Below are 847 nucleotides of genomic sequence, written 5' to 3' on the forward strand. Positions count from 1 at the left end.
TCGCCTGGCTTATTCGGTGTGATCACTGCCGCATCATTCGTGCCGACAACAGTCACAACAACATTGGAAGTCGTGCCATCCGCAGATTTAACGGTAAAGGTTTCAGTCTTGGTTTCGCCTTCAGCCAGAGCTTGAACATTGGCCGCTGCGTTGTTCAGCACGTAAGTCCACTTACCATCCGTACCAATGCTGAACTTACCGTAAGTACCATCGGTATTCGTCTGCGCCTGGAAGCTGGATTGACCAGCGTCTTTGTCGTTAACCAGTAAGGTGCCGCTGGTAGTCAGCGTTGTATCTTCTTTGACCTGGCCTGCGTCATCGCCTGGTTGATTCGGTGTGATCACTGCAGCATCATTCGTGCCGACAACCGTCACAACAACATTGGAAGTCGTGCCATCTGCAGACTTAACGGTGAAGGTTTCAGTCTTGGTTTCGCCTTCAGCCAGAGCTTGAACATTGGCCGCTGCGTTGTTCAGCACATAAGTCCACTTACCATCCGTGCCAATGCTGAACTTACCGTAAGTACCATCGGTGTCAGTTTGTGCCTGGAAGCTGGATTGGCCAGCGTCTTTATCATTCACCAGCAGGGTGCCGCTGGTAGTCAGAACGGTATCTTCTTTAACCTGGCCAGCATCGTCACCCGGTTTGCTAGGGGTGATCACGGCCTTGTCGTCCAGACCTTGCACATCGATGGTGATGGTGGTTTTGGTGCCGTCGCTTAGTGTTACATCGAAGGATTCGGTTTTGGTTTCGCCGGTTTTAAGGGCTTGCACATTATCCGCATCGTTATTCAGCGTATAAGTCCACTTGCCATCGCTGCCCAGCGTCAATTTACCGTAAGTGCCTG

1 protein-coding gene is annotated in these 847 nt (G+C 51.5%); it reads right to left on the reverse strand.

Annotation, left to right across the window (positions count from 1 at the left end; translation table 11 throughout):
- Positions 1-847, reverse strand: an 847-nt coding sequence (locus tag HA050_RS21710) for a VCBS domain-containing protein (RefSeq protein WP_205836559.1), incomplete at both ends; no start/stop codon positions are given.

Source organism: Iodobacter violaceini (assembly GCF_011601265.1).
Lineage (GTDB): Bacteria > Pseudomonadota > Gammaproteobacteria > Burkholderiales > Chitinibacteraceae > Iodobacter > Iodobacter violaceini.